The organism is Trichocoleus sp. FACHB-90, assembly GCF_014695505.1.
GTDB classification, from domain to species: domain Bacteria; phylum Cyanobacteriota; class Cyanobacteriia; order Cyanobacteriales; family FACHB-T130; genus Funiculus; species Funiculus sociatus.
This window is the reverse complement of the sequence record NZ_JACJOK010000061.1, coordinates 19336-31946: the sequence shown is the minus strand read 5'-3', so window position 1 is coordinate 31946 and position 12611 is coordinate 19336. Positions and strand designations below refer to the sequence as shown.

Genomic DNA, 12611 nt, shown 5'->3' with positions numbered 1-12611 from the left:
GACTAAAATTTAGATGTATTTTGCTGTTGTCGAGTTTTAGATGTTGTGTATGCCACACTTGCACTCGTTGCAACCAAGGCTAAGGCTGGGGGAACGAGTGGCAACCAACAAGTGGTTTCTACCAACAAAGCAAAGCATAATCCGCATAAACACGCGATCGCGATCGCAATCGCGATCGCCAAATTTAGTCCCAACCTTATACGCCAAGCCAGCACTCCACCAATTGCAGACCAACCCCAGATCCACAAAACTTCACCCCAGTGGGGCAAAACCCATAATAAACTTCGCTTATCTAGAACAGCGCTGAGGATTTGACTCACCATCTGCGCGTGAACCAGCACTCCCGGCATTTTCCCCTCATACCACTGACCTGTACTATAAGGTGTTGCCCATTCATCAGGAAAACTTTGGGCGGTAGTACCGATTAGCACGATTCGATCTTTGACTGAATTGGGATCTATCTGACCCTTAAGGACATCTGTAAGCGTGACTTGTTTGGCAATATCTTGGGGGGAGCGGTGCGAGCGATAATTAAGTAGCACTTGATGCCCCCAAGCATCTACTTGTTGGTAGCCGCCAGTATGGGGTTCTAAGGGCTTGAAAACAACATTCCCGATCTGTAAGTTTCCTTTTGGGGTAAATTTAGGCGAGATGCCTTCTGCGTCCAGGTAACGGAATGCTAATTGTACGCTTAAAGCGTAGGGTGTAGTACACGGCGATGCCGGGTCTGGACTCATAATTAATAGATGGCGACGGACAACGCCATCATCGTCAACTATAAAGTCACTAAAACCTAAACGTTCTTGGGGAATTTCCGGCGGAGGTTTAATTCCAAAGTTAGCAACTTCTGGCGCACTAACTTTGCAAATTGCTATCAAGCGCTCGTTTTTCTCCAAACGATTTGCTAAATCTTTTTGAGTTGAATCTACAGGAAAATCGCGATAAATATCTAAGCCAATTGCTCGCGGTTGATACTCGGATAGTTTTTGCAAAAGTTTATTGAGTGCGACATCTGATACAGACGAACCGCGTCTTTTTGCTGGATCTTGAGCTTGAATATCTGCTTCTGTAACTGTGACTATTAACAGGCGCGGATCTGATTTTTCTTGTGGTTGCAGCCGCAGTATTTGGTCATAAGCTTTTAGTTCTAATTTCTGAAGTATTCCCAAATACCGAATTCCCATTATGGATAAGGTTACTACGATGCTGGTAAGAAATGCTGCACGGAGGTTTATTAAGATTTGGGAATTCGATTTAACAGATTTGTTTTGACCGCACAGTTCTTCCCAAGTAGGAGGCACAAAAGCGGGATTTTGACAAATTAGCGGCAACCAGGTAGCGCAAGGAAATTTTGCCTCTAGTCCTTGCAATCTTTCCCGTGCTTCCCGGACTGCTAAATAGAATGATTCACCACGGGCAAAGGCTTCTATAAAAGATTTCAAAAATTCTTGTGCTACTACGTCTGGCACTGGTTCCCGCATTACAATAATTTGCGGAATTTGCAATGATGCCAGATTTCGTGCTAATCCTAATCCATCACAAGAATTGAATATAGCAATTTTTAAGCCACTACAAGTAGCTTTTTTTAAGGCATATTTTAGTTGGTCAATTGTTAAACTATCAGTTTGATTAATATACATTCGACCTGTTTCCCCATCGCCTTGACTGCAACTATGTCCGGCGAAAAAGAGAATGTCCCAGCCTTGTTTCCAAAGCTGTTCGGTTAGTTCTTCGGGTTGCGGTTCTACAAGAAAGGTAATTTGAACGTTGGGTATATGTTCTAATAATCTGCGATCTGCCTGGGTATTAATTCCAGCACTATTACCGATAATTGCTAAAATTTTGACTCCGTTTTTGGGTGGCGATTGGTGTTCTACACGTTCGTAGGCGGGCGCACTTAAGGCAATTTCTGCTTTGGGGTAGCGATCGCATAAATCCCAGAGATGCCAGGGTAATCTCCGCAAGCATAAGTCTTCAGTTTGAACGATCACCCTTACTTTGTCGGAGGGCATCAATTGTTCTAACAGTTTCTCTCTAATCTCACGAAATGACTCGGAATTCAGCCAAAGATTCAAGCGGAGGCGCAACACATTTGCCGCCAGAGTGCAGTCCTCAATCTTGGAAACATTGGTCAGTTGTCCGGGTTTGGCTTCTAACCTATAATTAGCTCCCAAGCGACGATAAGCTAATCTCCAGATATTGTAATGTTGAGGAATTTCTGGTGCTGGAGGTAACTTGCCGATGATTTCAGTAAATGGGCGAGATCCATCGTCTCCAATCTGCAATGTGACTGGAAATCCATTATCAAAGCTACCATCCCCTAACTTAAGGACAACTAACTTGCTCATTGCTAATTGTTCATTGTTCATTGCTAACGGCTAATGAAGAATTAGCCATTAAGCTAAATAACAAAATTTTCCTCTTGCGTCGCATCACCCAGAGCTACCTTAATGCTAAACCTTTCGCCCGGTTCTCCGCTAAACTCTAATTGGATGTAATTATCGGCACTTCTAGCTTCTGCTTCTAAAAAAATTGCTTTAGATTCATCGAGTATCACCAGTTGCACTGATGGCGGTAGATAAATTGAGGAGCCAGCAGGATGCAACTGGACGAGGATATTATATCTTTGTTCGGATTCTGGACTGAGTTCTACAACTAGCGCGATCGCATTCCCCGCTAACTGCATCCCCAAGTCAATCATCTTAGCTCGTCTAATGCCAGTATCTAGATCGTCTTGGGTAGTTACTGCAATCTCCCTACTTCTAAAACTAAAGGCTAAAGTTGATTGTTGTGGGTGTAAGACAGATTCCACCGTTTCCCAACCTGCATCAATAATATTCTGAAGCCACTGGCTCAATTTCACCATCTTGCCAGAAGCAGGTGCGGCGGAGGGTTGCGCCAGTTGACTTAAGCGATCGATTAAATCTTCCACTGGTCGGAGTTGGCTAACAGGTAACTCCTCTACATCTGCGGTTTCGGTAAATCCCAGCACAGATGCTGAGTGCAATGATTCATCTATCTCAACTACTACATAGCCAATTCGGTCTGACCAAACTTCCGGGGGAATATCGCAAGTAAGCGATCGCATTGATAGCGGACGACATTCCAAGCGACCTACCCCTGTCACGTCTAAATCTGCCACATCAGCGCACATTCTGACAACTGGGTTCCAACTATCGCTGGCTGTTGGATCGCAAGAAATCCCCATCATCTGTAAGTAGTCATTCACCACACACACAGCTAGCGTGTTCAAACGAACTTGCTTTGCTTTATCAGGTGTTGGCATAGAATTAGCAAACTGCTGCGCTGTTCTACGTGCTGCTTGGGTTATAGGCAGAGGTAGAGCAAATTCTCTCTCATTAGTGGTGTAACTCATAATATTATTTTTTGATGTAACTCATATTTGTAACCCTCCTTCATATATATCCCTCCGATTCGCCAAATTTACGCAACCGAGGAATGCACCGGCGTTGGTAAAAACTACTCAATGTCGAAACTGGTAGACCAAATTCTGCTGAAAGCTTTTTCCAGCTTGCTTCTGGGGGCAAACGCCGCAATATTAAGATTTGGGCAGTAATTTTAGGATAACCTTCTATGCAAATGCGGCGCAGTTCGCCTGTGGAATCTGCCTCTGCCCATGTTCTTACATCGTCCAGCATGGGAGGAACATCCGGCTCGGCTTCCAAGATGTCTACTGGGTCAATAATATCGTTAGTTTCGCCGGATCTGGCTGATTTTATCTGACCCGGAGCTGTTCTGGCTTGCTGCTTTTGAGTATCTATGTAAAAATCTTGCAGTCGCCGCTTTAGATAGGTATTTAGCCAAGTGACGACACTGCCCTTGGTGGGGTCATACACTTGCCCTGTAGTTGCTTCGCAGATATTGTGGCAAAAATATACCCATGTTTGTTGCAGAGCATCTTCATAGTAAGGTGTATGTTCTTTCCAAAGCTTTTTTGTAGCTAGGCGAATGACTTTCGTTAAGTTTTTCTGGCGTTCTGGGCTACCTGGAGGATGTTCACAGGCTTGTTTGGCCAAGGTTCGCAGCTGTTCGTCTAGTTCATCCATAGAGCGATCGCTCCTGCGGTTAATACATCACCGATTTAGTTGGGAAACTCATTAATTTTAGACAATGGGTGTTGCGTTTCTTTTTGTTTATTAAAAAGTTGACAGCTTAAAAGTTGTGTTATTCTGCCACAATCCTCTGAAAAATATATCCTTATAGAGATGCCAAAAGTTTTTTAAGTAGTGAAAGTGGTGAAAGGCGGAGAGGGTATCTACCAAAGGGAAGAGAAAACCATACTTGGATGTAATATTGGCGCGATCGCGTCAGTACCTCAAGGACAAAACCCATGAGTGAAATAGCGCCACCCCAGAGCAAAGCTGCATCAACACCACTTCCCCCTGCCAGGGAGGCCCAGCCTGAGTTGATGCGATCGCGCCCGTTTGCAGAAACCACACAGACGACAGCATCATCGGGTGTCGCCACACCACAGCAATCGCCCGACCCGCCACCACCACCAGACTTATCCCAACTGGAGACAGAAAGACGCTGCGGTTTTGACTTCAGCCGGGTGAAGGTATCCGGCGCACCGCCCGTTGTGCAGCCGAAACTGGTCATTGGCAAACCGGGGGATAAATACGAGCAGGAAGCTGACTCTATGGCAGCGCAAGTGATGGCAATGCCGGAACCTGCTGTCCCACAGGTACAAAGCAAGCTTTTCGGGAAGGCTAGCGATCGCAACATTCAGCGTTCCTCCCAGACACAAGCCGCATTTCCTGAACCAAGTGCCTTAATCAAAAGAATCACCGCTCCCGATAAACGCCAGCAGCAACAACCGATTCAAACCAACTCCTTGCTGCAACGGTCAATAACTGCCAGCAATGACGCGAGCCGCCACTTAGAGAGCCGTCTGTCCAGTAGTAAAAGTGGAGGTAGCCCGTTATCGGAGGAAGTGCGATCGTTTATGGAGCCGCGCTTTGGAGCCGATTTTAGTTCTGTGCGGACGCATACCGATAGCAATGCTATCCAGATGAATAAGGAGTTAGGGGCGCAGGCGTTTGCTCACGGTAGCAATATTTACTTTGCCGAAGGGAAATCTCCTGGTAAGGATGAGTTAACGGCGCATGAGTTGACTCACACTATTCAGCAGGGTGGTGGGCTTCCGGTTAAGACTTTCAGCAACCAGCCGCACAAGGGAAACAAACGGCAAGCCAAAGTAGACTTCAGCCAACCATCGATACATCTGAAGGAGAATCGGCAAGAACCAGCAGTAGGTAAAGAAGCCGAACCAGCGCCGCAGGCTGCCCCTTCCTCACCTATGACTGATGTAACACTAGCAGGGCAACAGGCTAAGAGCATTGCAACACCAGCTAAGACTATCGAGAAACCAGCAGGTGGCGGTGCTGGTGCGCCATCGATACCAGCCGGAAGTAGTGAGGGCGGCGCTGCTGTGGCCTCACCAGAGGGTATCAAGCAAGCAGCTTCAGACGGTGGAGCGATCGCGAGTGAGGGCATGGATGGGGGGAGTCCTGCCACTTCCAGTGAGGGCGGCGCTTCTGTGGCCTCGCCAGAGGGTATCAAGCAACCAGTTTCAGACGCTGGAGCGATCGCGAGTGAGGGCATGGATGGAGGGAGTCCTGCCACTTCCAGTGAGGGCGGCGCTGCTTTGGCTTCGCCAGAGGGTATCAAGCAAGCAGTTTCAGACGGTGGAGCGATCGCGAGTGAGGGTATAAATAGGGGCAGTTCTACCACTTCCAATGAGGGCGGCGCTGCTGTGGCTTCGCCAGAGGGTATCAAGCAAGCAGTTTCAGACGGTGCGGGGATTACGGGTTCCGGCATGGATGGGGAGAGTTCTGCCACTTCCCCCGAAAACGACCCTGGCTTTAAGGCAGTCGCCAATCGCACCAAGAGTGTCGCACAAAAGCAAAAACAGCATCAGCCAGCAGGGGCTAAATCAGCAGAGGCGCAAGCTGCTGCTGTACCTCCAGGTAACGAGGTAGAAAGCAAAGCGCAGGACAAGCAGGTTCAGGAGATGAACCAGCAGCAGCCTGGTCAATTTAACGCTGCTACGTTCAAAGCAGCACTGATGCAGAAAATCGCTGCTGTTACTCCCCAAACTCTTGAAGAAGCCGACAACTTCAAAAACGACAATAAAATCGACTCTGTAAAGGGTGAATTGTCGTCGAAGGTGACAGAGGAGAAGAAGCAAGCTTCTGGCCCCATCGAAGAGAAAGCCAAGGAACAGCCGGATACTAGCGGTATCGCGCCTAAACCCGTCACGCCACTAACACCCGAAAAGGCGGGTAGCCCACCGTCTGATATTGGCGCAGAAAAGGCTGCACCCAAGCCTAAGCCTGCATCTGAGGTGTCTTTGCAAGAGGGTAGTCAATCGCTCGACCAGCAGATGACTGAGGCGAATGTCACCGAAGAACAACTGGCTTCGTCAAATGAGCCACAATTTCAGGGGGCATTAAAAGCCAAGAAGGATGCCCAGACCAACGCCGTTACAGCGCCCCAAGAATATCGCCAGCAGGAGCAGGGAATACTGAAGCAGGCGCAAGCCGAGGCACAGACGACAGCGCAAACGCAGCTGCAAGGAATGCACGGCAGCAAAGAGCAGGTTTTGGCTCAGGTGCTTGGCTCTCAAGGTGAAACCAAAACAAAGGACGAGCAGGAACGGGCTAACGTTGCCACCAAGATTAATGGTTTCTACGAAACAACTAAGTCAGAAGTCGAAACCATTCTCAACAATTTGGACAATGAGGTCATCGGTAAATTCGATGCGGGTGCTGCTGCTGCTAAGCAAAAGTTTGAGACTTTTGTGGCCCCCTACATGGAAGACTACAAGGAACGGTACGACGGCTTGTTTGGGGCTGGACGTTGGATAAAAGATAAATTGCTTGGCGTGCCGTCAGAGGTGACTGCCTTCTTCAAACAAGGGCGGGAATTATATCTCGCAGAGATGAACAAAACCATCAACGACATTGCCAACCATGTTGCAACGCAGTTAAACCAGGCTAAACAAAAAATTACTGAGGGTAAACAACAAATCCATGATTATGTCTTCAAGCTGCCGGAAAATCTCAGGCAAGTGGGGCAGGAAGCAGCGCAGGACATTCAAGGTAAGTTTGATGAGCTAGAGAGTAGTGTCGATAACAAGCAGAATGAGTTGGTTGATTCTTTGGCACAGAAGTACAACGAGAATCTCCAACAACTCGATGCCCAACTAGAAGAGATGAAGGCATCCAATCGCACTTGGATGGACGCAGCGATGGATGCTGTGGGTGGAGCGATTAAGACCATCGTGGAGCTGAAGAACCTGCTGATGGGCGTGTTGGCTAAAGCGGCGGGTGCGGTTGAGAACATTATCAAAGACCCCATTGGTTTCTTGGGGAATCTGGTTTCTGGGCTGAAGCAAGGTTTTGAGAACTTTAAGGACAATATCCTAGAGCATCTTGAGAAGGGGCTGCTGGGCTGGCTGACAGGCGCGATGGGAGCGCTGGGTCTTCAGTTGCCGGATGATATTTTAAGTCTTCCGGGAATTTTTAGTCTAGTCACGCAGATACTAGGGCTGACTTGGGATTATATCCGCTCCAAGGCAGTGAAGATGTTCGGTGAGCCGATCGTCGCTGGTATGGAGAAAACCGTCGAGATATTCCAGATGCTCACTCAAGGGCCGATGGCCCTGTGGGAACACGTCCAAGAGCAGTTCGGCGACTTGAAGGAGACGGTAATTCAGGAAATCAAGGGAATGCTGATCACCCAGGTAATTATGGCTGGGGTGAAGTGGATTATTGGTTTGTTGAATCCTGCTTCGGCATTTGTGAAGGCGGCGATGGCGATTTATGACATCGTGATGTTCTTCGTTAATCAGGGTAGCCAGGTGGTGGAACTGGTGGGTGCGATTACTGATGCAGTGGTTGCGATCGCTTCTGGTGCTGTTAGTGGTGCGGCGAAGTTGGTGGAGAATGCGCTGGCGAAGTCGTTGCCTGTCGTGATTGGCTTCTTAGCTTCGTTGCTGGGTGTCGGTGACTTGGCGAAGAAGGTGCAGGGTATTGTCAAGAAGGTGCGCGATCGGATTGATAAAGCGATTGACAAGGTTCTTCACAAGGCTAAGAGTTTCTTTAAGGGTAAGAATAAAGGTAGCAAAGACAATAAAGATACTGAACTTAGCGATCCTGACAAACAAAAAGAGGTTGATAAAGGACTTCTTAAGCTGCATCAAGAAGAAGCTAAATATGCTAAAAGTGGCAAGCTAAAGCGAGAAGATGCTCAAAAAGTCGCAAATATAACTCAAGATAATCATGCAGTATTTAAATCTATAAGTGTAATAGATGGTGGTCAAAGCTGGAAATATCAATATGTTATTCAAAAAGCTAATGAAGAAAGTAATTTAAAAAAGGCAGACGAGGAACCTATTAGAATATCATTCTCCAAATCAAGGCATCTATTGAAGGGGGTTGGAAAATCAAATACGCCCATTAAGGAAAATAACACTGTTATCCTTGAAGACTTTAGCCAAGATGCTGTCAATGAAGCAGCACGTCAAGTATATCAGTCAACTGCCAAAGGGAGTGGAACTTTTAGTGCTGAAGGTATATCTTGGCAGTATGATAAGAAGGTTTCTGATTCGGGAGAGGAATATTTACATATCAATCCTACCCATAGTCCTCCTAAAGCCGTCAACCTGAACAGATCGGAACCTAAAGCAATTAATAATTATCTAAGCCTTAGAGAGAAAGGGAAATCTCATGATGAAGCAATCGCTAAATTAAAAGAACTAGCTAATAATGGTATTTATACTTTAAGTGAAAGTTTTTGGATTGTTCTTGAGGCAGTGAAACCGTGAAAAAGTTCTCTGTAGATTTTTATTTGTGGTATGAAGATGCTTGTACATGGCTGTTGATTCCTCCTGTTCCCGGTAAACTTAAGTGGTCTATCAAGCTTCCACAAAGTGAACTAATTTCGTGTGATGCCGGAATTGACTTCAGAATTGATGACGTTTTATTTCTCGGTAACGAGAGAGATCGGATTCCTTTGGATGTGGCAGTTTTTGAGCTAGCAAATACTCTTTTAGATGAAAAGAATAGCCTAAGTGCGAAAATTCGTGCGAGTGAGTTTTTGAGTATCGAAATCAAGAGAAATCCAAATGCCGAACTTCTAATTTCTCGCTTATGTACTAGCGAGAGTGAAGAATATCTTGAAAAGGTTGCAAAATTCGTTGGCAGTTATTACGAAGATTTTCCAGTAGATTATAAACTATGGAGTGAGGCAGTTAAGTCTAGTCTAGACGGTTTAGCGCTCGTATTTGGTCAAAGTAAGGCTGATCTTGAACCCAAATCTTCTCCATTAGCTGACTGGTTGATAACTCGCTTTCGAGAGCTGACGTCTAAGTATAAAAACTAACTGAGAATAGCTTAGAGACAGCCTCTTATATTTCTGATAGTCGAAACATCACGATTGTAAAGGAGTTCGTGTGTTAGAGAATTAAGATTCTATTAGCTTATGACGACAAAGACAGAAAAATATCAACTGAACAAGGAACTATCTTTACGCGATCGCTCCCCATCAACCCTAACTGTCCGAGCGATCGCCCTTTCCCTAACCAAACAAGACGACCAACTCATCGAGTGTCGTCTCACCTTAATAGTCAACTCAGAACTCTACAAGCGCATCGACACCGATGCCTTATTTAATCTTAAGCCGGAAGTGCGCGGCTCTTTTTCTGCGGGGAAATTCCAACCCGAACTAGATATCAAAATTGAAATTAGTTTAAAACCCGATTCACTACTGCATCTAGTAGAACACGCCGCAGATGTTAACGAAGCGGCAAATTATATCCTAAATCTTAGCCAAGAACAGCCAGACCACCCGCTACTATATACCGAGAATTGGTTGGGGTTATCTGTTAAGCAGCAACAGGAATCAGGCGAAACTGGCTACAGTACATTCTGGGCTTATATTAATCCATCTGCTCTGGCAAATGGCGAAACTTCCAGCGAGGAAATTGGGAATGCGATCGCCAACTTCTTCAAAGAGTGGACAGAAGCCAATCTGTCGGAAATGACTCAAAATGCCACAAATGACATACTTGAGGGAATTGTCGATTTCTTCCAAGAAATGGCGGATGTTACTATAGATGCGATCGCCGGGGTTGCAACTTCTAGCGGACAAATCTTTGAGGAAATGGTCAATTTCTTCAAAGAGGATGAATGGCCTTTTTACCAAATTAAAGGACAGCCAGTTTTACAGATGGCTTTTCAGGGTGAAAATGGCAAATTGACTTGCTACGCCAAGGTAAGAGAGAAACAAGAGCAATTTGTCTTTTACTCAGTTTGCCCAGTAAACGCGCCAGAAAACAAGCGAATGGCGATCGCAGAGTTCATAACTAGAGCCAATTCTGGCACCATCGTTGGTAACTTTGAGCTAGACTTCGCCGATGGGGAAATTCGCTACAAAACAAGTATAGATGTTGAAGGCGATCGCCTCACTTCAGCACTCATCAAACAGATGGTTTATGCCAACGTGACCATGATGGATGAATACCTACCTGGGATTATGTCTGTTATCTATAGTGATGTGTCGCCAGCGGATGCGATCGCGCAAATAGAAGACTAAAGACTTATACCATTTCGGATTTTGGATTTTGAAAGACTTGCCTATAGGCAGTTTCAACAATTCAAATGTTGCGCCGATAAACCCAACTGGTATTCATACCTATCAGCCATTTTGCATAAGCTGTCAGCTGGATAATTGCTAAAGTGGTTAAAGTCAGCTTTAACTATCTAGCGAAGTATCACCTTGGCTCGTAAACAATCCTTAAATCGGTCGCCTAAGACGCATCCCTTCAAGCGTCTGTTTGAATATGGACACAACTATCGCGATGCTATTAGACAGGCGACTGTCTGTTCAATTCTCAATAAACTTTTTGACTTAGCACCACCCGCATTAATCGGTTTAGCAGTCGATGTGGTAGTTCAAAAAGATACTTCTCTGATTGCTAAATTCGGGATAAAAGATGTCTTTGGGCAACTGGTAGTAATTACCTTTCTCAGCTTCATTATTTGGGGGCTGGAATCTATTTTTGAGTATGCTTATGCTCTGCTTTGGCGCAATTTGGCTCAGAATATTCAGCATGACTTGCGCCTTGATGCTTACAGCCATATTCAGGAACTGGAATTAGCATACTTTGAAGAACGCAGCACTGGCGGTTTGATGTCTATCCTCAGCGACGATATCAATCAATTAGAGCGTTTTTTGGATGCTGGAGCTAACGATCTGATCCAGGTTGCCACAACAGTTGTAATTATTGGCGGTGCCTTCTTTATTTTGGCTCCTAGTGTGGCTTGGATGGCGATGTTGCCAATACCTTTTATCCTCTGGGGTTCGATTGCTTTTCAGCATCGCCTTGCTCCTCGCTATGCTGATGTTCGGGAAAAGGTAAGTCTGCTCAACAGTCGCTTATCGAATAATTTGAGCGGGATAACAACGATTAAAAGTTTTGTCACCGAGAAATATGAAACTAACAGGATAGCAGAAGAAAGTGAGGCTTATCGGCAAAGTAATAGGAAAGCGATCGCTCTCAGTTCTGCCTTTGTTCCTTTGATTCGCATTATTATCTTAATCGGCTTTACAGCAACGTTGCTAATCGGCGGTATGGATGCCGCAAATGGCAGACTTTCGGTAGGTACTTACAGTGTATTAGTATTCCTAACACAACGGTTGCTTTGGCCTTTAACAAGATTAGGGGAAACTCTCGATCAGTATCAACGGGCAATGGCTTCCACGAATCGAGTTATGAATCTGCTTGATACACCGATTGCAATTCATTCTGGACACATTTCCTTACCCGTTGCTTCAGTGCGCGGCGAAGTGGAATTACAGAATGTCACTTTTGCTTATAACGGGCGAAATCCAGTTATTAAAAATCTCTCTTTACACATTCCGGCGGGGAAGACAATTGCCATCGTCGGTTCTACTGGTTCGGGTAAGAGTACCCTGGTGAAACTGTTACTGAGATTGTATGAAATTAAATCGGGAAATATTACCTTAGATGGGATTGAATTGCGCGATTTAAACTTTAGAGATTTGCGCTCTTGCATCGGGTTAGTGAGCCAAGATGTCTTCTTATTTCATGGTACAGTAGCAGAAAATATCGCCTACGGTAGTCCCGATGCTACTGAAGCTGAAGTAATAGAAGCTGCTAAAATTGCCGAGGCGCACGATTTTATCATGCAGCTTCCGGAAAGCTACGACACAATTGTAGGTGAGCGAGGCCAGAAATTATCTGGCGGACAAAGACAGAGGATTGCGATCGCGCGTGCGGTGTTGAAAAATCCACCGATTCTGATTCTCGATGAGGCTACCTCCGCAGTGGACAATGAGACAGAAGCAGCCATTCAGCGATCGCTAGAACGAATTACCGCCAATCGCACCACGATCGCGATCGCGCATCGTCTCTCCACTGTCCGCAATGCTGATTGTATTTATGTGATGGAACACGGCAAATTAGTAGAACACGGACGACACGAACAACTATTAGCTAAACCGGGAATTTATGCCAGTCTTTGGAAAGTACAGACAGGTATCAAAAGCGAAATGAATTAAAA

7 protein-coding genes are annotated in these 12611 nt (G+C 45.7%); 4 read left to right on the top strand and 3 right to left on the bottom strand.

Annotated features, from left to right (window positions below; genetic code table 11):
* Window positions 1–2 precede the first annotated feature (2 nt).
* Genes H6F74_RS17980 through H6F74_RS17970 form a run of 3 tightly spaced genes read right to left on the bottom strand, consistent with a single transcriptional unit; the run spans window position 3 to window position 4067 of the window.
* Entirely contained in the window at window positions 3–2369 is a 2367-nt protein-coding gene (locus tag H6F74_RS17980) for a CHASE2 domain-containing protein (RefSeq protein ID WP_242022185.1), read from the bottom strand.
* A gap of 32 nt (window positions 2370–2401) precedes the next feature.
* On the bottom strand, window positions 2402–3376 hold the full coding sequence (locus H6F74_RS17975; RefSeq protein WP_190443542.1) for a DUF1822 family protein: 975 nt from the start codon (window positions 3374–3376) through the stop codon (window positions 2402–2404).
* A gap of 40 nt (window positions 3377–3416) precedes the next feature.
* On the bottom strand, window positions 3417–4067 hold the full coding sequence (locus tag H6F74_RS17970; RefSeq protein WP_190443539.1) for a sigma-70 family RNA polymerase sigma factor: 651 nt from the start codon (window positions 4065–4067) through the stop codon (window positions 3417–3419).
* A 284-nt stretch (window positions 4068–4351) separates the two neighbouring features.
* On the opposite strand from H6F74_RS17970, the gene H6F74_RS17965 reads away from it, so the two are divergent.
* The 4 genes from H6F74_RS17965 (at window position 4352) to H6F74_RS17950 (ending at window position 12609) form a co-directional block, all read left to right on the top strand.
* Entirely contained in the window at window positions 4352–8851 is a 4500-nt protein-coding gene (locus H6F74_RS17965; RefSeq protein WP_190443538.1) for a DUF4157 domain-containing protein, read from the top strand.
* On the top strand, window positions 8848–9408 hold the full coding sequence (locus tag H6F74_RS17960) for a hypothetical protein (protein ID WP_190443536.1): 561 nt from the start codon (window positions 8848–8850) through the stop codon (window positions 9406–9408). Before H6F74_RS17965 ends, H6F74_RS17960 begins: the two co-directional genes overlap by 4 nt.
* A 99-nt stretch (window positions 9409–9507) precedes the next feature.
* Window positions 9508–10620: a YbjN domain-containing protein gene (locus H6F74_RS17955; protein ID WP_190443534.1), complete on the top strand. Its 1113-nt coding sequence runs from the start codon at window positions 9508–9510 to the stop codon at window positions 10618–10620.
* Window positions 10621–10803: 183 nt separating this feature from the next.
* Window positions 10804–12609 carry an ABC transporter ATP-binding protein gene (locus H6F74_RS17950; RefSeq protein ID WP_199301371.1) on the top strand — a complete coding sequence of 602 codons (1806 nt, stop codon included), beginning with the start codon at window positions 10804–10806 and terminating at the stop codon, window positions 12607–12609.
* Window positions 12610–12611: the final 2 nt, after the last annotated feature.

Coding starts and splice junctions, on each gene's coding strand:
- H6F74_RS17975 (WP_190443542.1), bottom strand. CDS start 3,376: ATGAGTTACACCACTAATGAGAGAGAATTTGCTCTACCTCTGCCTATA.
- H6F74_RS17980 (WP_242022185.1), bottom strand. CDS start 2,369: ATGAACAATGAACAATTAGCAATGAGCAAGTTAGTTGTCCTTAAGTTA.
- H6F74_RS17965 (WP_190443538.1), top strand. CDS start 4,352: ATGAGTGAAATAGCGCCACCCCAGAGCAAAGCTGCATCAACACCACTT.
- H6F74_RS17955 (WP_190443534.1), top strand. CDS start 9,508: ATGACGACAAAGACAGAAAAATATCAACTGAACAAGGAACTATCTTTA.
- H6F74_RS17970 (WP_190443539.1), bottom strand. CDS start 4,067: ATGGATGAACTAGACGAACAGCTGCGAACCTTGGCCAAACAAGCCTGT.